The organism is Hymenobacter amundsenii, assembly GCF_002204745.1.
In the GTDB taxonomy this organism is placed as follows: domain Bacteria; phylum Bacteroidota; class Bacteroidia; order Cytophagales; family Hymenobacteraceae; genus Hymenobacter; species Hymenobacter amundsenii.
Map to the genome: position 1 here is coordinate 178,281 of NZ_NIRR01000003.1, position 21,618 is coordinate 199,898.

The following is a 21,618-nucleotide window of genomic DNA, read 5'->3' on the forward strand; positions in this document are numbered from 1 at the left end:
GTTCAACATCGAAACGCCAACCAGTGGGTTGTTACATCACATCGGGCCCACCATTCACAATGCTGCTATACCTCCACCACAATGGCCACTTATAATATTACGCTGACCCCAACTACCGCCGACGATTTAAATACGCTTTTTCAATTCCAGCTTGACGAGGAAGCGAACTATCTGGCCGCCTTTACCCCTGATAACCCAGGTAACAAAACCGCTTATCTGGAGAAGTACGGCAGGTTTCTAACCGAGCCGACCATTCATATGCGCACGATAAGGGCGGACAACACCATCGTGGGCAGCATTGCCAAGTTTATCATCGAAACCGATGCAGAAATCACCTACTGGATAGACCGAAAATTCTGGGGTCAGGGCATTGCCCAAACTGCCTTGGCCGAATTTCTAAAGCTGGACCAGACCAGACCCCTGCGTGGCCGGGTGGCCTTTGACAACCACGCCTCGCAAAAGGTGCTGGAGAAATGCAACTTCCTCAGAATCGGCCAGGATGAAGGTTTTTCCAATGCCCGGCAAGCGAAAATCGCGGAATACATTTACCTGCTTGCCTAGCCACAAACCAAAGTGCTAGAGGCAAAATCAGGAACACTGATGAACCAAAAAGCCTCTCCCGAACTACGCTTCGGGAGAGGCTTTCGATTTCAAGGGGCGGGGCGGCTATAATCCGGCCAGCATTTGCCACCGGTCGTTATGGCAGTTTCGCAAACGGTACACCTAAAGGCTGTGCTGTTACCAAGCGTACTCGTCCGGTTGAGGTTGCCAACCCGGGCCTAGTGCCGGGACTTCCATTGCGCTGCATCCATGCCCAGCGTAACGAGTAAGGCGTGCGGGAGCGTGACGACGGAAGCGGCCAGCAGCGCCAGGCTCACCAGCACCGGTCCGCTGGCCGTCCGTGTCCAGGCCAAGCCAAACACCACCACCAGTCCTGCCAGGCTGATGAGTAGCAGCGGAGCCGAGCGGCGCAAAAAGAAGCGGATTTCGGCCCACAGGCTGCGCCGGGGGGCAGTTGGGTTGCGGTCCATCAGTTGGTTCATGCGCAGCACATGCTGCAGGCTGTGCCAGAAAACGAAGTATACGCCCGCCGCCAGCACTGGCGGCAGCACCACTAGTAACACCAGCAGCAGTCCGGTTTCCAGCGCGTCGGTGCGGGCCAACTGCCCCTGCTGCTGCCAGTAGTAGCTCAGCCACAGCAGCAGCAGCCCCGCCAACACCGCGGGCAGCAAGCCAATACCCAAGAGGCCGGGCGTGGTGGGCAGGTTAGCGGCCCCGGCCAGCGCCAGCAGCCCCCGCACAATATCCAGGGTTTCGGTGGGCCAATGCCAGAGAGGCACGGCAAACAGCAGCGTGCCCCGCAGCAGGCTATGGGCCAGCCACTGGCTGCGGTGGCGGGCCTGCGTCGGGGCATCGCCCGAGCCCCAGTGCCAGGCCGTAAGCCCAAAAAATAGGGCTACCGCCGCCGCCGGCTGCCACCACCACAACAAACCCACGGCAGCCGCCAACCCCAGGTAGCCCACCAGAAAGCCCGCCCAGTAGCGGCTTCGGCTCCGGACCAGCGTTGGGTGCGTGGCCGGCACCACAAACTGGTCGCAGGCGCCGTGGGCCACACCCAGCACCACCATGCCGCCCAGTAGCACCGGCGCCAGCAGCCAGGTGGCAACCCCGGGAGCGAGCAGGCCCACGGCTACCGCGCCCAGCACCGCCGCGTAGGAGTAGCGCCGGTCGGGGCCCAACGTGGCCGCAGCAGAGGTTGATGGAGTCATGTTGCTAGGGAAAGTATTTCCAGGTAAACGGCTGGAATGATTCGGGGTAGCCGAATTCCCAAAAAGGCATTCCCGCCCCCCTGCATCATGCTGGTGGAGGGCGGGAACGGGTGAACCAGTCGGGACATATAGCCCCTATGGAACGGGCTTGTAATCAACCCCGGGCCAAAATCAGGCGGGCACCGTAGTAGCTCTGGTCGGGGCCGTGGGCATGGTTTCGTTCACGGCAGCAGCGCTCTTGCCCGACACGGCAATACCGTAGATTACCAGGCCAAAACCGATTTTATTGATCACGTCGGCAATATTGTAGAACAGGTCGACGCTCGATGCCTCCCAGCCCAGGCCCGTGTTCAGCCAGCCGCCCTTCATGCACATGTAGCCGATGGGGTAAATGGCCCAGCCTACCAGCACGAACCAGCCCAGGGCCCGAATGCCCTTGATAACAATTGCATCGCCCGTGGAGCGCGCCAGCTGAGCGACTTCGCCATACCAGGCCGTGTACAGAATGTATACATAGCCAATTGTGGAGATGCTGCCCCACAGTACCGAGTGGAAGGTCGAACCATCGGAGAAAGCCTCACCGATGTAGCCGGCCACCAGCATCAGCACCGAGGCGGCAATCAGCTTCCATAGCAGGCCGATTTTAGCGCCGGCCGCTTTGGTGAGCAGGTAGAACTCGACGCACATCAGCGGTACGGTCAGCGTCCAGTCGATGTAGCGCAGGGCGGTGGGGGTTTGCTGCGTGGCCAGGTAGTAGTCGCGCATGTAGTAGTAGTGCACGGCGGCGATGCCCGTAATCAGGGCCGACACCAGCAAAGACAGTTTCCACTTACCCTCCACCGCGCTCCGCTCGGCGAAGAAGAACACAGAGGCCGCCAGCATGGCCATGTAGCCAGTGAAGAAGGTAAAGGCAATGGGGTCGTCAACCTTAATGTCGAGCATTTCGGCCAGAAAGAGAGGATTTGCCATGGGAATAGGGGTTTGAAAGGTGGGAATTGTTTAATTTTTACTCCTGCATAGTTAAACAAGACTTTCGAATATTTGATAAAATATTTTTGCAGATATATGCATCGTTTACCCCTTATCCTGAAATGTTTGGCTTCCTGGGCCGCTTTTGCTTCAAGTGAAAACAGATTCAAAAAGGCCTTTACCACATCAGAAGCGTACTTATTGAGAGTGAGCAGGTAACAAGCAATGCCCAGGCGTAGCATTGCCGGGGCCGTAGCGGATACAATAAAAAATAGTAGTTGCTTGGCAGCAAAGGCCTCTGTCGGCACTTGAAACACTGTCAGACAGATGGCAGTCTCGTAGTCGGCTTAAACTAAAGCAGCAGCTGAACAGTGAGATATGCCCAACGCAAAAGCCTCCCCCGAAGCACTATGCTTCGGGAGAGGCTTTCGATTTTAGGCGGCTGGCGGTTATACTTCGGCCAGCATTTCCCAACGGTCGTTGAGCTGGGCCAACTCCTTTTTTACCTGTTCGAATTTGAGCGTGGCATCCTTGAGCTGGGCGGCGTTATCGTAAATTTTGGGGTCGGCCAACTGTCTTTCGTATTCGGCCAGCTCCTTTTCGCGCTCGTCAATTTTCTTTTCTACTTCGGCCAGTTCCTTGAGGGCTTTCTTCTGGTCGGGCGACGGGGTTTTGGCGGGCGTGAGGTCGGCTTTGGGCTCCTCTTTGGGCAGCGGCTTGTTGGCCGAAGGAGAAGGAAGGCCGGCTTTCTTGGCGTCCCGCTCACGGTCTTCCTGCCACTGCTCGTACTCGGCGTAGGTGCCGGGGTACTCCTTGAGCTGGTAGTCCTCGATAAACCAGATTTTGTTGGCCACGTTCTCCACGAAAAACCGGTCGTGGCTGATGACGATGTAAGTGCCCTCGTACTGTTCCAGGGCTTGGATCAGGATGTTGACCGACTGCATGTCGAGGTGGTTGGTCGGTTCGTCGAGCAGCAGGAAATTGGCCTCCGAAATCAGGGTTTTGGCCAGCGCCACCCGGCTTTTCTCGCCGCCGCTCAGAACCTTGATTTTCTTGTACACCTCCTCGCCCGTGAACAGGAACGAGCCCAGCACCGAGCGCAGCTCCATTTCGTTGCGCTTCGAGCCGGCCTCAATCATCTCCTGCAGAATCTCGTTCTCGATGCGCAGGCTTTCGAGCTGGTGCTGGGCGTAGAACGACATAATGACGTTGTGGCCTAGCTGGTGGTTGCCGTTGGTGGGCGCTTCCTGGCCCGCCACCAGCCGCATGAGCGTGGATTTACCCTTGCCGTTGGCCCCGATAAGCGCGATTTTGTCGCCCCGCTCGATGTGCACGGTGGTGTCGCGGAAGATGATTTTCTCGCCGTACTTCTTGCCCACGTGCTCCATGCGCAGGATGTGGCGGCCGGGATTCACCGTGAAGTTGAACTTCATGTTCACCTTGGCATCGGCGCTGGCCACGTCCTCCACGCGCTCCAGCTTGTCGAGGGCTTTCACGCGGCTCTGGGCCTGCTTGGCCTTGCTGGCTTTGGCCTTGAAACGCTCGATAAACCGCTCAGCCTGCTTTATCTGGGCCTGCTGGTTTTCGAACGCGCCCTTCTGAATGGCGTTGCGCTCCTCCTTCTCTTCGAGGTAGTAGCTGTAGTTGCCGGCGTAGGGCACCAGCTTGCCGCCGGCCACCTCCACGGTGGTGTTGGTGGTGCGGTCGAGGAATTCGCGGTCGTGGCTCACGATAATCACGGCACCCTCGTAGCCGGCCAGGTAGTTCTCAATCCACTTGATGCTGGGCAGATCCAGGTGGTTGGTGGGCTCGTCTAGCAGCAGCAGCGAGGGTTGCTGAAGCAGGATTTTGGCCAGCATCACCCGCATCCGCCAGCCACCCGAAAACAGCTTCAGCGGCCGCTGAAGCTCCTCGGTAGTAAAGCCCAGGCCCTCCAGGATTTCTTCGGTGCGGGCCTGCATGGTGTAGCCGCCCAGCAGCTCGAAGCGCTCCTGCGCATCGGCCAGCTTCTCCACCAAATCGTCGGAGTAGTTGTTCTCAAACTCCAGCAGGATTTCGTCAATCTTCTTCTGAATATCCAGCGCCTCGCCGAAGGCTTGCATAGCCACCATCAGGATGGACTCATGCGAGTCGTAGCTCAGCAAATCCTGGTTCAGAAATCCCAGGCTCACGTCCTTGCTCATCGAGATGGAGCCGCCATCGGGCTTGTACTCGCCCACCAGAATGCGCAGCAGCGTGGATTTGCCCTTGCCGTTGAGCCCAATCAGTCCAATTTTGTCCTTAGGCTTGATGTGCAGGCTGGCCTTGTCGTAGAGGGCGCGGGAGCCAAAATGGAAATCGAGGTCGGAAATGGAAATCATCTACTATCTATGCAGGAGCTATGAGGCCGCAAAGGTACGGGTTTGTGGGGAGGGATGCTTATTGCTGCCTCCAGTTAACTTTGGCCAATTACTTCTTATATCCATGCCAATTCTCTGGCACGCCGACGTCATTCAACTATGAAATACTTTCTGCCGATTACCGGTTTGTTGGCCCTGCTGGCTTGCGAGCGTGAGCCCACTACATACAAGAAGACGCAAATACCTCTTCCTTCCCGGATGAGCATCTTCACGTTGAATCAACAGTTAGACTCCACGGCCAAACCTCTCAAGCCAGATGTACTGTATGTGCCGTATTACATTTCACGAGGCGTGGAAACGGAGCTAGCGCGCTACGCAAACGGGCGAATTGACCGGGTGTATTCGCTGAAAGAAAAATCATACCACCTTAACGACACCGTCAATGCCTTCGTCATAACGGCCATTCTGACCCGACCGCAGGAAACCGTCGACTATGTAGGCATTTATAAGGATGGCAATTTCGACTATCAGACCAGCAGCGTGAAATTTGCCGACAGCACGGCAACAAGTGCTCACACTGATATTACCAAGCTGGAAAGCGGTAATAGGGAATTTAAAGTGACTTACATCTCCAAATCAGATGGGTATAAATCCGTGAACCGTGTCAGCTTTAAAGACATGCTAAATCAATTTCTGCGGTACAAGCTCGAATTCAGCAAATGAAGGATAACATTTTCGAATGCGTAGCTGAAAGGTGGGGTTTTCAACGTGTTTGAAGCAATGCGCTAGACTTCAGGCCTGTTCCTAAACAAGGCGAATCAGAGAAACGGCCGTCATGTTGAGCGGAACTGAAGTATCGTTACCGCTTCGTTGAATGCTGCGGACTAAGCGGTAACGATACTTCAGTTCCGCTCAACATGAAAACACCCGAATACGCATTCTCACACCCCCTCAAACACCTCGGCCCACTCCATCACCAGTTCCGGCAGCGTGGCCACCGGAATGGGGCCGGGCGTGTGAAACTCGCCGCGCAGTTCGTAGCGGGCGGTGGCGTCGTCGAGCAGGTACACCAGCACGTTCTGCTGCTCGGGCAGCACAATCCAGTATTCGCGTACGCCGGCTTCCTGGTAGAGTTCCAGCTTGTCGCGAGTGTCGCGGGCCACGTTGCCGGGGCTCACGATTTCGATAATCCAATCGGGCGCCCCGAGGCAGCCGCGCTCATCGAGCTTGGCCGGGTCGCAAACCACGCAGATATCGGGCTGGACCACCGTTTCGATGCTGGCGTCGCCGTTGGGCGTTGCCCGGCTCAGGCGCACGTCGAAGGGGGCCGCGTAGGTTTTGCACGACTGGCCGCGCAGGTACCCGGCAATGGGCGTACTGACGTTACGCGAAATATCCTGGTGCCGCCGCTTGGGGGCCGGGCTCATCAGGCGCACCCGGCCCTTTAGCAGTTCCACCCACTCGGTGAGCTGCCAGGTGAGGTAGTCGGCGTACGTATAGCGCCGGGTCAGGTCGAGCTGGGAAATTTCAGTGATGGGCGGCATAGCGAAGATTAAGGGGTGCGGACAGGCAAGATACGAAGCCCGCCTGCAATGCTTCGCGTGACTCCCCTACCCCACGAATGGCCCTTTGAACTCGGGGGCGGCGCGCTTTTTCGAGGCCTGCTCGTAGGCGTAGGCCAGGCCCAGCAACGGCCCTTCCTGCCAGGGGCCGCCCACGAACGAGAGGCCCACCGGCAGGCCGTAGGCCTGGCCCATGGGCACGGTTACGTGGGGGTAACCCGCCATAGCTGCTGGCGACGAGAAGCCTGGACCGCCGCCCGAGTCGCCGTTGATCAGGTCGATGCAGCGGGCGGGGGCGTTGGTGATGGCTACAATGCCGTCGAGGTTGTTCTTTTGCAGCACGCCGTTGAGGGCAGCGCGGGCCCCGCCCTGCGACTTTTTCAGGGCTTTCAGGTAGGCCGGCGTTTTCAGGTCGCCAAGCTTTTGGGAGGCTTCCAGAATTTCCTGCTGGAAGAAAGGCATGGCCTTGTCCTTGTGCTCGATGTTGAACTGGATGACATCGGCCAGGGTCTTGACCGACGCATCGGTGCCCGCTAAGTACTGGTTCACGCCGTCTTTGAACTCGTAGAGCAGTACATCGTACTCGGCCTGGCCCAGCGGGTCGGTGAGCTTTTCGACTTCCACCTCCACGATGGTCGCGCCCTGGGCTTTGAGCACTTCCAGAGCTGCCAGCAGCAGCGGCACGGCTTCGGAAGCGCCTTTCAGGTGGCCTTTCTCCACACCCAGGCGCTTGCCCTTCAGCGCGTCGGGCTTCAGGAAGGTGGTATAGTCATCCGACGCCTTGCCCTCGCCGGCTTTGGTGGCCGGGTCGCGGGGGTCGGGGCCAGCCAGGGCCGCCAGCAGCAGGGCCGCGTCGTGGACCGAGCGGGCCATAGGGCCGGCCGTGTCCTGGGTGGCCGAAATGGGGATGATGCCTGCCCGGCTCCAGAGGCCCACCGTGGGTTTCACGCCCACCAACCCGCTGCACGAGGCCGGCGACACAATGGAGCCGTCGGTTTCGGTGCCGATGGCGGCGGCGCAGAAGTTGGCCGAGGCCGCCGCGCCCGAGCCGGCCGAGGAGCCGCTAGGCGTCCGGTCGAGGATGTAGGGGTTCTTGGTCTGGCCGCCCACGCTGCTCCAGCCGCTGGTGCTACGCGTGGAGCGGAAGTTGGCCCACTCGCTGAGGTTGGTTTTGCCCAGCACCACGGCTCCGGCGGCACGCAGCTTCTGCACAATAAAGGCATCCTGCTTGGCCCGGTGGCCGGCCAGGGCCAGCGAGCCGGCGGTGGTGGGCTGCTGGTCGGCGGTGTCGATGTTGTCTTTGAGGAGAATCGGAATCCCGTGCAAAGGGCCCCGGGTTTTGCCGCCCCGCCGCTCCTGGTCGAGGGCGTGGGCCAGGTCGAGGGCCTCGGGGTTGGTAAGCAGCACCGAGTTCAACCGCGGGCCGGCCTGGTCGAGGGCCTTGATGCGGTTGAGGTAAAGCTCCGTGATGCCCCGGGAGGTGAGCGTGCCGCGCTGCATCTTCTCCTGCAGTTCGGCCAGCGTATTTTCCAGCAACTCGAAGTCGGCCGTTTCGGCAGTGGGCGGGGCGGCAGCGGCGGTTTCGGCGGCCGGGGCTTTTTCGGCCGGCGACGAGCAGGCGGACAGGGAAAGCACGGACAGGCTCAGGCCGGTTAGCGAGCTGTTGCGCAGAAAGATTCGACGATTCATAAAGGCAGTAGTTGAGGCTTCAAGATAGGCCGGAATCCCGGAGGACCGAAATTTTTCCTCGATTCAGTACGCAACGAAAACCCCTTCCAATTTGCGTAACACGTGTAGCTACACTAAATTGATCAGCCGAGTCGTTCGAGGGGCGGACTGCGGCCGAAACGAGGACCGTGCCGTTCGCGTACTATATTCCCATCTGCATTGCGGTTATGCCAGATGCCAGCGTTGTATCCTCACTGATTTGCCCGGATTTATTACGACTTATCTTATTCCTCCCCGCTTATGCTTCTACGGCTGATTCTGGAAACGCCGGATCTGCTTATCAGCCACGACACGGTCAACGACTGGCTGTACGTAAGCTGGCAGGGCAGCCACAACCAGGAGTCTGCGCGCGCGTGTTGCCGGCAAATTCAGGCCGTTTTCCAGCAGTACCCCACCAGCAAAATCCTGAACGATAACTCGGGCGTGTTGAATCCAAATGCCCAGCTCACCGAGTGGGGACTGCGCTGGCTGCAGGAGCTTTACGCGCTGGGGCTGCGCTACATGGCCTGGGTGTACGCCCCCAACTATCCGGGTCGCAGCCCTTCAGACGCCCTCGTGCAGTACCTCGATAAGCCGGTTGTAGCGACCTTCGACGACCTGGCCACGGCCCACGACTGGCTGCAACGTCAGCGGCTACCTTCCTTAGGCCCTGGCCGCTGGGAATAGAGTACCAAGTTTGCCCTCCCCTACTCGCCTTCGCTCAGCTTTTTGGCCAGGGGCGCGGGTACCCCGGCACTGTTGAGCAAGCCGCTTACCAGGCCCTGCCGCCAGAGCGTGAGCACAGAGTAGCGCCGCTCCCGGGCCGAGCGCATGCTGCCGGTTTTCAGCTCCTGCTCCGGCTGGCGGGGGTTGTTGTCGCGGATGACGAGGCCATTGATGGCGGTGGTTTCGAGGCGGTGGAGCAGGCCGGGTTTATTTTGGCGGTTGAGGCGCTGCAGTTTCAGGTTGGTGTAGCGGGCGCGCATGGTACCCCGGGCCGCTTGCTGGTCGAGCTGCATCCGGAAGTCAATCCGCTCGATGAGCCCGCTCCGAAACCGAATGCCCCGGGTGGGCACGGTCATGGAGTTTAAAATGGAAAGTGGAGCCTGATAGAACGTACCGCTGACCGTGTGCCGGCCCGCCGGATCGAGCACGTTGGCTTGCAGCTGCACGCGGGCCCGGCACCGGCCCTGGAGCAGGCCGCTGGCCGTACCCGTAAGCGGGTGGGCCGCGCTCATGCGGGCCGGGTCGTTGCTGACATTGCGCAGCGTGCCCCCGAAATCAGTAATCTGAATAAGGCCGGGCTGGGCATCGCGGGGGGCGCGGTACTGGGCCGTAATGGTACCCTGCCCGATGCGTAGCCGGTCGATGGCAAGCCGGAACGGCACCTTGGCCAGCTCCTCGGGCGTTACGTGCGATATATTGGGGTTCTGGGCGAACCGGCCATCGCTCCGGGTACTTACGCGGGCTTTAGTGACGGTTAGGGCGGCGGCCCGCAGCTCGTGGCGGTTGGCGGCGGCCTCGAAATCGAGGATAGCAAAGGACAAGGCCGGCACGCGAACCGTAACGTGGGCTGCCTGGTGGCCCTTGGCGCGCGACAGGGCCACCACCGATAGGGTGGGCACCACCAGTACCTGGCTCAGAGCCAGCTGCCCCTGGCGCGTATCGGCCCGCAGGCTGCGCCACTGCACATGGTAATAGGGCGCGTTGAGGGTCGCGGTAGTGAGGCCGGTGCGCACCTGCCAGGCCTGGGCATAAAAGATGCGGCCGGCGGCCCCCGGAATAAGGTAGAACTCGCAAATCGGTGGCGGCCACGGTTACGGCCCGAGCGGCGGGCACTGCTTCAATACCCGTTACCCGCAGTTGCCCGCCGCTGGTTACCAGGGCGGCCAGCCGGCACTCGCGCAGATAGGGCGCCAGCACCTCGTGCAATGGCGGCGGCTGGGTGGCGGGCAGCATGAGGGCCAGCCGGGGCGGTGCAGGCCCAGCGAATCGGCCCGGAAGCGGCGGCGGACCAGGGCGGCCGCATTGAGGCCGGTGAGCACCAGCCGGGGCAGCGCCAGGCTTACCCGCACGGGGGCACTGCGCCGGGGGCCGATGGGCTGGGACGGATGCACGGCCAGCGAATCGAGTATCAACTGGCGGGCCCGGGTAGCAAAGCGCAGAGCTCCGAGGGCCAGCGCGTGGCCCGGTACCTGCGCCCTCAGCCCCCTCACGCGGCCCGCAACGGCCGCCGCGTACCCAATGCGGGCCGAATCGGCGGCCCCGGCAGCGCTTAGCCGCAGGTCGCGCACCGTTAGGTCGGCGTGGGCGAGGCGGCCCTGGGGCCGGGCGGCGGGGCCATAGCGGCCGTGCACGTGGCGGACCGTGAGGTAACCAATACGCAGACCGGCGCCCGGCAGCTGCGCGTATATTGGGCCACCGCTGCCCAGCCCGGCGGGCAGCCGGTCGAGGGCCACAGCCACCGAATCGAGGCGCAGACTATCAATGGGCACTTCCTGGCCCCGTAGCAGGGCCCAGAGGCCCACCCCGCGCAGGTGCAGGCGGCCCAGCGCGACGGTAGCCGTGGGCAGCGTATCGGTGGGGGCGGTGGGGTTGGTGGTAAGGTAGGCGGCGCGGATGTCGAGTTGCCGGAGCCGTAGGTTGGTACGCAGGCGGCCCACCTGCAGGCGGTAACGGCCGTGGCTGGCGGTACGCACCTTATTTTCGAGGGTGCGTTGCAACCAAGGGTCGAGCCCGAAGGTTATTCCCAGCCAGACCACCAAGGCTAGCCCAATGAGCCCACCCAGCACCCACCGGCCCCAGGGACGGCCAGCGGCGGAAGTAGCAGGCAGGGTATTGGCGGACAAGGCGGGGGAAAGCACGCGGGGGCTTATGGCAAAGAGCGGCCCCCATGTAACAGCGGGTTCCGTTCAGTTTACGACTTTTGTTTCGGCTATCTACCACCGCCCGGCCAGCCGGGTTGCCCGAACGAGCTTTTTTTTAACGCCTAGCGATGCAAGGCCGACTACCGGCCACCGAAAACCGCCGGTTCTGCGTATCATTCCCCGGATTTCCAATCAATTATCTGTGTTTTCTACCGCCCCGTCCATGCTTGCCATTACCAGCCTGCTCAACGTCCAGAATGCCGACCGCATCAACCGCCTTATCCAGAGCCTGGAAACGGAGTTTGGCCTCGACGACGTGCAGGCCACGCCCGACCCGCACATTACCTACCAGCTGGCGGGCGTGCGCAAACGTTCGGCCCTGCGCCAAGTGCTGCACGAGGTAGCCCGCCGCACCAAGCCTTTCGTGGCCCACACCACCGGGCTGGGTATTTTCCCGGGCCCTAACCCGGTCATCTATATTCCGGTGCTGCGCTCCGATGCCCTCAACCAGCTCCACTACCGCATTCACCAGGCCACGGCCCCGCTGTGCCTGCGCACCGATAAGTTCAGCGGCCCCGACTGCTGGCTACCTCATATTTCGCTGGCTTTGCACGACACCACGCCCGAGCTATTGGGGCCCGTGATGCAGTACCTCAACCACCAGACTTTCGACCTGAAGCTGGCCATCACCAACTTAGCCATTCTGCGCGAAGAGGAGGAACAATTCGTACCCGAGAAGATTTTTGGCTTCGAGGGGCACAAGCTCGAAGTGGCACCATCGCTGTTTGGCGACGAATAGTAGACGGGGCCGGTAAAATCCGCCCCCCGAGCGTGTATTACTGGCGGCTGTACCCGACCTTTGCCCCGTACTCCTATTTTCTGCTGCTTATGTATCCTACGCTGCTGCTTTTGCACTCTTGGTCGCGCTGGCTCGTGCTGGTGTTTGGTTTGATTGCTATTTTTCGGGCCTTCACGGGCTGGCAGAACCGCCGCCCCTTCGTGGGGGCCGACAACGCCATGGGCGCTTCCTTCGTGGGCTCGATGCACCTGCAGCTGCTGCTGGGCATCATTCTTTACTTCGTGAGCCCGGTAGGGGCCAAAGCCTTCGAAACCGTTGGGAAGGCCGTCATGAAGGACCCCACGGGCCGCTTCTTCGCCATGGAACACCTGGTGGGTATGCTGCTGGCCGTGGTGGCAGCGCAGGTGGGCCGCACGCTTTCCAAGAAAGCCACCGACCCAGTGCTCAAGCACAAAAAAGCCTTCATCTGGTTTCTGGTTGCCCTGCTTATTGTAGCCGTAATGATTCCGTGGGGCATCTGGAATCCGGCCCGGCCGCTGTTCCGCATGTAACCAACTCTTGCCAAACAACTTACCCATTTCGAAAAAGACCGCCTCGTGGGGCGGTCTTTTTTTATGGTCCAACGGCGGCGCTCCGGGGTGAATGTATATCTTGTTGCAGCTTATCCTTCTTCTTTCCATCCACCCCCTTTTGTCCACTATGAAAAAGCTTTTCCCACTTGCCCTGCCACTGTTGCTATTGGCCGGCTGCGAGCAGCCCGCCGTCAGCGAAATAGCCCCCACCCCCGGCACCGCCCAGGCCAATTTGCAGATAGCGCCACCCGTTGTCGTTGATTCGTATATGCGCGGTTATGCCAAATACGAACAGTGCCTGTGGGGCTACGGCGCCTGCGCCGTGGCCGCAACAGAGGAACCAGAGCTACCAGCCACCGACGGCTCCCCTCAGAGCCGGGCTAGCGTGGCCAGCAACCCACGAGTGCCACGGGTGCGCCTCTCGCTGAACAAAAAGCAACTCGACGTGCAGTTTCTCACGCCCTACGACCCAGCCGTAAAGAAAATCACCATCCAGGCCGGGGAAGAGTTTTTCGTGGCGCAGCCCGAAACCGATGCCCTTGGCGCCCACGCTATCAAGGTAAAAAGCGGCTCCTATCCCATCGATGAAAAATGGGGCGAAAACGGCGGCGTCCACTTCAACGTGCAGGTATATTAGCACTTAGCAGCTATTACAGAAGCCCCGTAACGACCGTTACGGGGCTTTTTTTGCGCTTTCTTCGAACGGCTTGGCTACTTTTACGCTCGCCCATCCGCCGGTTTGAGGCTGTGATTGGGCGACCGGGCAACCTGTCGGGCATAATATCCCGCTGATTACCTGCCCGGTTTTTGTGGCCAGTAGCGTCACCTTATTCCTGGCCCGTTCAGCTTCCTGCTTTTGCGTTTATCCGTTTCCCTGCTCCTGTTTTTTCTGCTTTCCGGCCCCGTGTTCAGCCAGCGGACACCCACCACGGTAGTGGCCCGGCCCGGCGACGGGGCCCACGCGTTGCTCCGCCGCTACGGCCTCACCTCGGGCCAGCACTTCCGGCAGTTTATAACCCTCAATAAAGCCAACTTAACCACCGGCAATGGCCTCATCGTGGGCCGCCGCTACCGCCTGCCCACGGGCGCGGCGGCCCGCGCCACGGCGCCGGCCCGTTCCTCAAGCAGCAGTCCATCGGTGCTCAAAGCGCCGCTGTTCGGCTCGCAGTACAGCCGCGTGCGCATCCTCGACCGCACCATGCGTGGGGCCGTGTACTATCTCTCGGCCGGGCACGGCGGCCCCGACCCGGGCGCCATTGGCAAATATGGTCCTCACCGCCTCGCCGAGGACGAATACGCCTACGACGTGACGCTGCGCCTGGCCCGGGTACTAATGGAGCACGGAGCCACGGTGTACATGCTGGTACAGGACCCCAACGACGGTATCCGCGACGCGAGCATTCTCAAAATCGACCACGACGAGGTCACGTTTCCGCACCAGCGGATTCCGCTTAGCCAACTTGGACGGCTGCAGCAGCGCGTGGTGCAGGCCAATAAGCTCTACGCCCGTCACAAAGGGGCTTACCAGCGCCTATTGGCCCTGCACGTCGACAGCCGCAGCAAGGGCCAGAACATCGACGTGTTCTTCTACCACCACGCCAAGAGCGCGGCCGGTCGGCGTCTGGCCAAAAATATCCATCAGGTATTCACGACGCGCTACCGGCGGGCTCAGCCCAACCGCTCCTACTCCGGCAACGTGTCGGCGCGCAGCAGCCTGTACGTGGTGCGCAACAGCCACGCCCCGGCCGTATTCATGGAGTTGGGCAACATCCATAACGCCCGCGACCAGCAGCGCTTCCTGCTCGCCGACAACCGCCAAGCCCTGGCCAACTGGATTTACGAGGGATTGAGGGCGGATTATGTGAGGAAGTGAGAAGTGAGAAGTGAGAAGTGAGAAGTGAGAAACGGTACGCAAGCCGAACGTCATGCTGAGCGAAGCCGGAGGCGCAGTCGAAGCACGACGTTCGGCTTGCGTACCGTTTCTCACTTCCCACCTCCCGCTTCTCGCTTCTCTCCACTACGGGTTCATCAGCAGGAAAAGCAGGTTGTGGTAGAGGATGCCCTGGTCGCCGTCGAAGATGCCATCGAGGCCGGCGTCTTCCAGTAGGGCTTCCACTTCTTCGTAGTCCTGGAGGAAGTCGATTTCTACGTCTACCTCGCCGGGCACCTGGGTGTGAGTGAGGTAGCGGCGGCGGGGCTCGACGGTAATAAAGAGCTTTTGATACTCGGTGCGGGCGATGAGCAGGGCCTCGCAGGCCTGTAGTACGTCGTCGCCGTCCTCGTCCTGGGCGTGGGTGTACACGGTTGTTTTCTCGGCTTCGGTGGTGTGCTGCAGGAAGGTCAGAGTGTCGAGGGACATGGCGCGGGCGGGCAGAACGGTGAGGCTCTAAGGTACGGTTTGCCCGGGGGAATGCCCGGCCCACGGCGGGGAAGGTTCCGCAGAAACGATACCTTTAGGCTACCCACACTTCCCACCCACCCCTAATTCCCACCCGCATGACCAACCCCGCCGACCACGCCTGCATTGCCGGGCAGCGCCTGAACCCCGAGAGCCTGATGATGAGCTACGGCTACACGCCCGCTTGGAGCGAGGGCGCCATCAAGCCCCCCATTTTCCAGACGTCTACCTTCGTGTTCAAGAACGCCGAGGAAGGCAAAGCCTTCTTCGAGCTGGCTTACGGGCTGCGCCAACAGGGGCCGGACGAGGAAATGGGCCTGATTTACTCCCGCCTCAACAACCCCAGCCTCGAAATCCTCGAAAACCGCCTCACCCTCTGGGATGAAGCCGAGGAAGCCGCCAGCTTCGCCTCGGGCATGGCCGCCATCAGCACCACGCTGCTGGCCCTGCTGCAGCCCGGCGACGTGGTGCTGCACTCCGAGCCCGTGTACGGTGGCTCCGACTTCTTCCTGAAGAACGTGCTGCGCAAGTTCGGCATCGAGGCCGTGGGCTTCCGCCCTTCCGCCAGTGTCGAGGAAATGCAGGCCCAGGCCGCCGCCATTGCCCCCGGCCGCCTGGCTATGGTGTACGTGGAAACACCCGCCAACCCCACCAACCACCTCATCGACCTCGACGCCTGCGCCGCCCTGGCCCGCCAGTATGCCACGCCCGACAAGCCCGTGCGTTTCGTGGTCGACAACACCTTCCTGGGCCCCGTGTTCCAGCACCCGCTCAAGCACGGCGCCGACGTGGTGTTGTACTCGGCCACCAAGTTCTTGGGGGGTCACTCCGATTTGATTGCCGGGGCCGCGCTCAGCAGCCACGCCCTGATGAAGGAAATAAAGGCCATGCGCACATTCATGGGCACCATGTGCGACCCCAACACTGGCTGGATGCTGATGCGCAGCCTCGAAACGCTGAAGCTGCGCATGGAGCGCGCTGCCCAATCGGCCCAGTTGATTGCCGACTGGCTGCGCGAGCACCCACTGGTGGAGCGCACCCACTACCTCACCCACCTCGAGGGCAACCCCGTGCAGCAGGATATCTACCAGCGCCACTGCCTCTCACCGGGCTCCATGATTTCGTTCGACATCAAAGGCGGCGAGGCCGAAGCCTTCCGCTTCCTAAACGCCCTGCGCCTCATCAAGCTGGCCGTAAGCCTGGGCGGCACCGAAAGCCTGGCCGAGCACCCCGGCACCATGACCCACTCCGACATCACCCTCGAAGACCAGAAGGAAATGGGCATCACCCCCCAAATGATTCGCCTGAGCATCGGCGTAGAAGACCCCCAGGATTTGATGCTGGATTTGGGCCAAGCCTTTGAGGCTGTGGGGATGCCGAAGGAGGTAGAGGTGGCGGAGATGGTATAAATGTTAAACTGTGCGCTTCATGGATGAGGACTTGGTCATTTTGGAATTGAATGCCCGCTGGGGATGCGATATTCCTTTCGGTTGGATTCCCATTACTGGTGACCAAAAGATTCTGGAGACTGAGATTTACGATGCGGAGTATTTTGACCAATTCATTGAATATATCAGAGTTGCTGTCAAGAGACTCTATCGTGTCAGCGAAGTATATGAAGTAGTCGAAGGCGGAGCTGTAAGTACTCAACCATTAAGCACCTGCTTTCTCGGATATAATGGTCTTGAGCACCTGCATACAAACTTCAATTTCGACTTTGTTCTCTATTTCTCTCACGAGAACTCCGTTACGGTTGGCGGCAAATTACTTCTTGATGAAGTTCATAGACTATGGCCAGAATACAAAAATCATTTTTGGGCTAATTCATTGTAATCTTTAAAATCATTGCAAATACTCATCACCCAATGAAACAGGCCCGCCGCTGAATATCAGCGGCGGGCCTGTTTCATTGGGTGAACCACATATTCGAGTAGATTTACAATTAGCATTACAACTCATTCCTATGCAACCAACCGCTACTCCCGAGCTTGAACTTATTCTCCCGGACCCAACCCAACTACCCGTATCTACCCCAGCCGCGCATGGCCCGGCCCACTGCCTAAACTGTGGCCACTGCGTGCCCGACCGCTTTTGCGGGCGGTGCGGGCAGGACGCCCACCACACGCACCGCCTCACGATGGGCGACATGCTCCACGACATCCCGCATTCCATCTGGCACGTGGATAAGGGCATTCTGTACACCCTAAAAAACATGCTATTGCGGCCCGGACCCACCATCCGGGAGTACCTAGCCGGGCAGCGCAAGTACCACTTTCCGCCGTTGTCGCTGCTGTTACTGGTAACCGGTCTCTACGCCTTTACTTCCTCGGTCCTACATATCGACCTGATGCCGCCCCGCGACCCGGCCATACCTGAGGCCGTATGGGAGGCACAAAAGTCTGGCATGGAATTCATAGCCAAATATATGAGTTGGGTTTACGTGGGATTGGTGCCGATAATAGCCGCGTTTGCGCGGTTATTTTTACGCCGCGGGGGCTACAACTATGCCGAGTGCCTCGTTATTGCGGTATTTGTCACAGCGGTTTGCAACTCTCTAACCCTATTATTCCTACCCGTTTCCTACTTTTACTCCGGCACAATCCACATCACGAAAGTGGGGGCTATAGCCTCGCTAATAAGCTTCGGATATGCCACTTGGGCTTACAGTTCTACGCTAGCGCATACGGGCCTGAGCTTGGCAGGCCGTCTGATACGAGGTTTTCTTCCATTTGTGCTGGGCATCATCTTGCCATCTATACTCGTGGGAATAGTTGCGGCGGGGTTGAGAGGGAATACTATTAAAAAAGAAGTGGCGCAGCAACGGCTCCAAAAGCAGCAGGCTAAATCGGCACCTGCGCCGGCTCACTAGGAGCCAATCGGTGTGCCCGTTAAGAAAATAGAAAGCCCGCCGCTGAATATCAGCAGCGGGCTTTTTTTACTGGTGCTGCGCAGCAATTACTGCCCCAGCACCATAGCAAACACCAGCGGCGCGACAATGGTGGCGTCCGACTCAATGATGAACTTGGGCGTGTCCTGGCCCAACTTGCCCCAGGTGATTTTCTCGTTGGGCACGGCGCCGGAGTAGCTGCCGTAGCTGGTCGTGGAGTCCGAAATCTGGCAGAAGTAGCCCCACAGCGGCACGCTGGTACGGCCCAGGTCCTGGTGCAGCATGGGCACCACGCAAATGGGGAAGTCGCCGGCAATGCCGCCGCCAATCTGGAAGAAGCCGACCGGGCTTTCGTCGGTAGCCTGCTCGGTGTACCAGCCGGCCAGGTAAATCATGTACTCGATGCCGGTGCGTACGGTGTGCACGTTCTTGATGTCGCCCGAAATGACGTGGCCGGCGAAGATGTTACCCAGCGTAGAGTCTTCCCAACCGGGGCAGATGATGGGCAGGTTTTTCTCGGCGGCGGCCAGCATCCAGGAGTCCTTGGGGTCAATCTGGTAGTACTGCTCCAGCTCGCCCGACTTGAGAATCTGGTAGAAGAACTCGTGGGGAAAGTACTGCTCGCCGGCCTTGTCGGCCTTCTCCCAGAACTTGAGCACCGAGTGCTCCAGGCGGCGCATGGCCTCCTCCTCGGGAATGCAGGTATCCGTCACGCGGTTCATGTGGCGCTCCAGCAGAGCCTGCTCGTCGGCGGGCGTCAGGTCGCGGTAGTTGGGCACCCGCTCGTAGAAATCGTGGGCTACGAGGTTGAAGATGTCTTCTTCGAGGTTAGCGCCGGTGCAGCTGATAATCTGGACTTTATCCTGGCGAATGAGCTCGGCCAGCTGAATGCCCATTTCGGCGGTGCTCATGGCGCCGGCCAGGGTAATCATCATCTTGCCGCCATCGGCCAGATGCTTGTTATAGCCCTCAGCTGCATCGATAAGGGCGGCGGCGTTGAAGTGGCGGTAATGGTGCTTGAGGAAGTTGGTTACAGTCATTTTGTGAGCTTTTAGCTGTCAGCTGTTAGCTAACAGCTTTCTGAATGGATATCTCTGGTTCTCCTCTACGGAAGCTAACAGCTAATAGCTGTCAGCTAACAGCCAAAGCTACACTGGCTCCTCAATCATGAGGTTGTGGTTGGTGTAGATGCAGATGTCGGCGGCGATGTGCAGGGCTTCTTCCACCATCTGGCGGGCCGTGAGGTGGGGGGCGTGCTTTTTCAGGGCTAGGGCGGCGGCCTGGGCGTACATCGAGCCCGAGCCGATGGCGGCCACGTCGTTGTCGGGCTCCAGCACGTCGCCGGTACCGGCGATGATGAGCAGCTCATCCTTGTCGCAAACCACCATCATAGCTTCGAGCTTACGTAGGTGCTGGTCTTTGCGCCACTCCTTGGCTAACTCGATGGCGGCGCGGCGCAGCTGGCCACTATAGTTGCCGAGCTTCTCCTCGAACTTATCGAGCAGCATAAACGCATCGGCCGTGGAGCCGGCAAAGCCGGTTACCACTTTGCCCTCGTGGAGCTTGCGCACCTTGCGCACGTTGCTTTTAGCCACGTGCTTGTCCATGGTAGCTTGGCCGTCGGCCCCGAGGGCCACTTGGCCGTTGTGGCGCACCCCGAGCACGGTAGTAGAGCGGATTTTCATATCGGAAGCAAAAGGGAAGAAGAACTATTTCGGCGGGAAGACGCAAAGTTACGGGAATCCGATGGCAACGCCCGCCCCGCCGACGGGCCTACTGGGCCCCGTTACGCGGGTCGGGCCGGGGCTGGAGCAGGTAGTCGTGGGGCGGCTGGAGGCCTGCCAAGTGCTCCACGAAGTAGTCCCAGCGGCGGCGCATCATGTAGGACGACGACACGCCGTAGCCGTGGGCGGCGTTCGGGAACACCACCAGATCGTAGCTCTTATTGGCTTTGGTGAGGGCTTCCACCACCAGCCAAGTGTTGGAGGCGGGCACGTTATCGTCCATCAGGCCGTGGGCCAACAGGAGCTTGCCCTGGAGGTTTTTGGCGAAAGGGGCGTTGGCCTGGTTGTCGTAGTTGGTGGTGCCGTCGGGTTTGGTTTTCAGCAGACCGAGGTAGCGCTCGGCCCAGTCGTCCTCGTAGTTGCGGTTTTCGTGGTTGCCCGATTCCGAAATGCCCACCTTGAAGAACTCCGGGTAGCGGAACATGGCCGCCGCCGTGGCGTAGCCCCCGCCCGAGTGGCCCCAGATGCCGGCCCGTTCCAGGTCGATGTAGGGGTAGCGCTGGGCCAGCTGGCGCATGCCGCTTACCTGGTCCGACAGCGTGTTTTCGGCCATATTGCCGTAGCAGCCATCGTGGTAGCTCTTGGCCCGCAGCGGGTTGCAGCTGCCCTCAATCACCACCACCACGAAACCCAGTTCGGCCAGGGCCTGGTGGTCGGAGCGGGCCGCCGAAAACGACCAGCTGCCCACGCCGCCGCCCTGGGGCCCGGGGTAGATGTAGTTGATGATGGGGTACTTTTTGCCCGGCTCCAGCGTGGTAGGCTTGAACATCAGCCCGTAGAGGTCGGTATGGGTGTCGGCGGCTTTTACCGTAATGGGCGTGGGCGCTTTCCAGCCGGTGGCGGTAAGGCGGGAAATATCGGTTTTCTCCAGGGTCGAAATCAGCTTGCCCTCGGCCGAGCGCAGCACCGTCTGGCCCGGCTTATCGGGTTGGGAATAAGTGTCTACGAAGTAGCGGCCCGAGGGCGCGAAAGTTACCTGATGGTTGCCGGGTTCGGGCGTGAGCAGGGTCAGGTGCTTGCCATCGAGCCCGATGCGGTAGAGGTGGCTGAAGTAGGGGTTGCCGGGTTCCCGGCCATCGGCCAGAAAGTAGAGCTGCCGCTTCTGCTCGTCCACTTTCAGCAGCTGTGTTACTACGTAGTTACCCTTGGTAATCTGGCTTTTGAGCTTGCCGCTGCCGGCATCGTAGAGGTAGAGGTGGCCCCAGTCGTTGCGCTCCGAGTACCAGATAACCTCGCGGGTTTTGGGCAGGTAGCGCCAATTGATGGCTCCCTGGCCCGACTCGTACTGGGTGGCCACGGTTTCGGCAAACACTTCGCGCACGGCCCCGGTGGCGGCGTCGGCCAGGCGGAGCTTTTCCTCCTTGTGGTCGCGCGAGGTCGAGACGAAGGCCAGCTGGCTGCCATCGGGGCTCCAGTCCACATCATCAAAGGTGCCGCTGCTGGAAATATCGTCGGACAAGGAGCCGCGGTGGGGGTCGGGGGTCACTTGCAGGCGCACCACCTTGGCCGGGCTCACCTCCACAATCACGCGCTCAATCGTGATGATGTCCTTATCGCCGGGCAGTGGGTATTTCCAGGTTTCGAGCTGGGGGGCGCCCACGGTGGTAGGCACCAGGTACATATTGCCCACCCGGCGCTGGTCCTGGCGGAAGGTGGCGATTTTGCGCGAGTCGGGCGACCAGCGCAGCACCGGCCGGTCGCTGTGGGTCCAGCCGGCGTTGTCGGTGGCGTAGCCATAGTTGGGCGCCCCGTCGGTGGTGAGCTGCGTGGTTTGGTTGGTTTTTGTGTCGCGCACCCACAGGTTGTCCTCCTTGATATAGGCCGCTAGCCGCTTGTCGGGCGACACGATTTCGTTGGCCTCGTTGGCAACGGGAGTTGCGGCCGGGGCGGGGGTCAGCAGGCCGCTGGCCACCGCGTACTGCCAGGTTTTACCCGCCGCCGCGAAGTTTATGGTTTTCTCGTCGG

21 protein-coding genes are annotated in these 21,618 nt (G+C 60.4%); 10 read left to right on the forward strand and 11 right to left on the reverse strand.

Features of this window, described 5'->3' with window-relative positions; all coding sequences use genetic code 11:
- The first annotated feature begins 81 nt into the window (after nt 1-81).
- The gene (locus CDA63_RS03970; RefSeq protein ID WP_088463142.1) at nt 82-561 is read left to right on the forward strand and encodes a GNAT family N-acetyltransferase; all 480 of its coding nucleotides are present in this window, start codon (nt 82-84) and stop codon (nt 559-561) included.
- Between the two features lie 218 nt (nt 562-779).
- Here the strand turns inward: CDA63_RS03970 and CDA63_RS03975 are convergent, their stop codons facing one another.
- From CDA63_RS03975 to abc-f, 3 genes are all read right to left on the reverse strand, one after another.
- Nucleotides 780-1,769, reverse strand: a complete 990-nt coding sequence (locus tag CDA63_RS03975; protein ID WP_088463143.1) for a Brp/Blh family beta-carotene 15,15'-dioxygenase — start codon at nt 1,767-1,769, stop codon at nt 780-782.
- A 171-nt stretch (nt 1,770-1,940) separates the two neighbouring features.
- On the reverse strand, nt 1,941-2,738 hold the full coding sequence (locus CDA63_RS03980) for a bacteriorhodopsin (RefSeq protein WP_088463144.1): 798 nt from the start codon (nt 2,736-2,738) through the stop codon (nt 1,941-1,943).
- Nucleotides 2,739-3,187: 449 nt separating this feature from the next.
- Entirely contained in the window at nt 3,188-5,098 is a 1,911-nt protein-coding gene (gene abc-f / locus CDA63_RS03985; protein ID WP_088463145.1) for a ribosomal protection-like ABC-F family protein, read from the reverse strand.
- A gap of 138 nt (nt 5,099-5,236) precedes the next feature.
- Between abc-f and CDA63_RS03990 the strand changes: the two genes are divergently transcribed.
- Nucleotides 5,237-5,800, forward strand: a complete 564-nt coding sequence (locus CDA63_RS03990) for a hypothetical protein (RefSeq protein WP_088463146.1) — start codon at nt 5,237-5,239, stop codon at nt 5,798-5,800.
- Between the two features lie 218 nt (nt 5,801-6,018).
- Here the strand turns inward: CDA63_RS03990 and CDA63_RS03995 are convergent, their stop codons facing one another.
- Together CDA63_RS03995 and CDA63_RS04000 are read right to left on the reverse strand one after the other, a co-directional pair.
- Entirely contained in the window at nt 6,019-6,621 is a 603-nt protein-coding gene (locus tag CDA63_RS03995; protein WP_088463147.1) for a Uma2 family endonuclease, read from the reverse strand.
- A gap of 66 nt (nt 6,622-6,687) precedes the next feature.
- Entirely contained in the window at nt 6,688-8,328 is a 1,641-nt protein-coding gene (locus CDA63_RS04000; protein WP_088463148.1) for an amidase, read from the reverse strand.
- A 279-nt stretch (nt 8,329-8,607) separates the two neighbouring features.
- Here CDA63_RS04000 and CDA63_RS04005 point away from each other — a divergent pair, with 279 nt between their 5' ends.
- Nucleotides 8,608-9,033, forward strand: coding sequence for a hypothetical protein (locus tag CDA63_RS04005; RefSeq protein WP_088463149.1), 426 nt, complete (start codon nt 8,608-8,610; stop codon nt 9,031-9,033).
- A gap of 20 nt (nt 9,034-9,053) precedes the next feature.
- Here the strand turns inward: CDA63_RS04005 and CDA63_RS04010 are convergent, their stop codons facing one another.
- Nucleotides 9,054-10,085, reverse strand: a complete 1,032-nt coding sequence (locus tag CDA63_RS04010; protein ID WP_088463150.1) for a DUF748 domain-containing protein — start codon at nt 10,083-10,085, stop codon at nt 9,054-9,056.
- A 138-nt stretch (nt 10,086-10,223) separates the two neighbouring features.
- Nucleotides 10,224-11,195 carry an AsmA family protein gene (locus CDA63_RS04015; protein ID WP_126546722.1) on the reverse strand — a complete coding sequence of 324 codons (972 nt, stop codon included), beginning with the start codon at nt 11,193-11,195 and terminating at the stop codon, nt 10,224-10,226.
- Nucleotides 11,196-11,436: 241 nt separating this feature from the next.
- Between CDA63_RS04015 and CDA63_RS20755 the strand changes: the two genes are divergently transcribed.
- The 4 genes from CDA63_RS20755 to CDA63_RS04035 all read left to right on the forward strand — a co-directional run bounded on the left by CDA63_RS20755 (nt 11,437) and on the right by CDA63_RS04035 (nt 14,457).
- The gene (locus CDA63_RS20755) at nt 11,437-12,012 is read left to right on the forward strand and encodes a 2'-5' RNA ligase family protein (RefSeq protein WP_165768186.1); all 576 of its coding nucleotides are present in this window, start codon (nt 11,437-11,439) and stop codon (nt 12,010-12,012) included.
- Nucleotides 12,013-12,101: 89 nt separating this feature from the next.
- Nucleotides 12,102-12,563 carry a hypothetical protein gene (locus tag CDA63_RS04025; protein WP_088463153.1) on the forward strand — a complete coding sequence of 154 codons (462 nt, stop codon included), beginning with the start codon at nt 12,102-12,104 and terminating at the stop codon, nt 12,561-12,563.
- 148 nt (nt 12,564-12,711) lie between these two features.
- Nucleotides 12,712-13,221, forward strand: coding sequence for a hypothetical protein (locus CDA63_RS04030; protein WP_088463154.1), 510 nt, complete (start codon nt 12,712-12,714; stop codon nt 13,219-13,221).
- Nucleotides 13,222-13,440: 219 nt separating this feature from the next.
- Nucleotides 13,441-14,457 (forward strand): N-acetylmuramoyl-L-alanine amidase family protein, encoded by a 1,017-nt coding sequence (locus CDA63_RS04035; protein ID WP_242434539.1) that lies wholly within the window; start codon nt 13,441-13,443, stop codon nt 14,455-14,457.
- Nucleotides 14,458-14,601: 144 nt separating this feature from the next.
- Here the strand turns inward: CDA63_RS04035 and CDA63_RS04040 are convergent, their stop codons facing one another.
- Nucleotides 14,602-14,943: a hypothetical protein gene (locus CDA63_RS04040; protein WP_088463155.1), complete on the reverse strand. Its 342-nt coding sequence runs from the start codon at nt 14,941-14,943 to the stop codon at nt 14,602-14,604.
- A gap of 137 nt (nt 14,944-15,080) precedes the next feature.
- Between CDA63_RS04040 and CDA63_RS04045 the strand changes: the two genes are divergently transcribed.
- The 3 genes from CDA63_RS04045 to CDA63_RS04055 all read left to right on the forward strand — a co-directional run bounded on the left by CDA63_RS04045 (nt 15,081) and on the right by CDA63_RS04055 (nt 17,851).
- Entirely contained in the window at nt 15,081-16,391 is a 1,311-nt protein-coding gene (locus CDA63_RS04045) for a cystathionine gamma-synthase family protein (protein WP_088463156.1), read from the forward strand.
- Nucleotides 16,392-16,410: 19 nt separating this feature from the next.
- Nucleotides 16,411-16,815, forward strand: a complete 405-nt coding sequence (locus CDA63_RS04050; RefSeq protein WP_088463157.1) for a hypothetical protein — start codon at nt 16,411-16,413, stop codon at nt 16,813-16,815.
- A 244-nt stretch (nt 16,816-17,059) separates the two neighbouring features.
- Nucleotides 17,060-17,851: a DUF3667 domain-containing protein gene (locus CDA63_RS04055; RefSeq protein ID WP_165768187.1), complete on the forward strand. Its 792-nt coding sequence runs from the start codon at nt 17,060-17,062 to the stop codon at nt 17,849-17,851.
- An 86-nt stretch (nt 17,852-17,937) separates the two neighbouring features.
- Here the strand turns inward: CDA63_RS04055 and CDA63_RS04060 are convergent, their stop codons facing one another.
- The 3 genes from CDA63_RS04060 to CDA63_RS04070 form a co-directional block, all read right to left on the reverse strand.
- Nucleotides 17,938-18,909 carry a deoxyhypusine synthase family protein gene (locus CDA63_RS04060; RefSeq protein ID WP_088463159.1) on the reverse strand — a complete coding sequence of 324 codons (972 nt, stop codon included), beginning with the start codon at nt 18,907-18,909 and terminating at the stop codon, nt 17,938-17,940.
- A gap of 108 nt (nt 18,910-19,017) precedes the next feature.
- Entirely contained in the window at nt 19,018-19,554 is a 537-nt protein-coding gene (hslV, locus tag CDA63_RS04065; protein ID WP_088463160.1) for an ATP-dependent protease subunit HslV, read from the reverse strand.
- A gap of 88 nt (nt 19,555-19,642) precedes the next feature.
- Nucleotides 19,643-21,618: S9 family peptidase (locus CDA63_RS04070; RefSeq protein ID WP_126546723.1), on the reverse strand; the 1,976-nt coding region annotated here is incomplete at its 5' end.